This window comes from Rhizobium moroccans, from assembly GCF_057559155.1.
Window position 1 is genome coordinate 27,349 of record NZ_JBHFJG010000026.1, and the last position, 731, is coordinate 28,079.

A 731-nucleotide genomic window follows, 5' to 3' on the forward strand; every position below is an offset into this window, starting at 1 on the left:
GTGGGCTAGGGTGAGGGGCTCTTGTTATTACCGAGAGCATACCTTGCGATCTCGATGCCCATGGCCTTCTCCACCGAAGGATAGACGGTCGGGTCGAGGACGCTCGCCGAAAGCGGGATGATCTCCTTCGGCACGTGCAGGATATGGACCTTCATGCCCGCCGAAAGCTGGCCGACGCTCAAAGGTTCGCCTTCCGGCGATAGCGTGGTGATGACGGAGGGGAAGGTGGCAAGGCGGTTTCCGCCCGCATCGTCCACCGCCATGTATTCGTTCATCACATGCATGGTCACGGCCTTGTCGCCGGAGCCGACGGTGATCGTGCCGATATCGAAGGCTTCGCTCGTATAAACGACATCCTTGGCGGCGATTTCGCCCTCTGCGAGAATGTGACCGCCGGTCGTTTCGCAGATGGCGTCGATCACGGCATGGCCGTTCTTCTTTTCGGCTTCGATGATCGCCTCGCCGAGTGCTAGCGCAAGGGAAATCCCGCCGAGCGCCGCATGGGTGCGTACATAGGAGGCGCGCAGCGGGTTGCGGCAGGAAGCGATGAAGCCGCCCGACTGGTCTGCCGCCGCGCGCAGCACCGGCGAGATCTTGGCCGTCGCGCCGCGGATCACCAACTCGATATAGCGGTTCTCCGAGCGGTTGCCGCCGACGGCGGTCTGGATCATCGGTTCCGGCGATCCCGCCATGCCGATCGAGCCCATGTCTCCGGTCGGGTGCGCGCGCAC

Annotated in this window: 1 protein-coding gene; it reads right to left on the bottom strand. The window is 63.5% G+C overall.

The genetic code is table 11. From position 1 onward, the window contains the following. Positions 1-5 precede the first annotated feature (5 nt). Positions 6-731 (bottom strand): S-methyl thiohydantoin desulfurase domain-containing protein (locus ACE04I_RS15150; protein WP_487207262.1); only part of this gene is annotated, 726 nt, incomplete at its 5' end.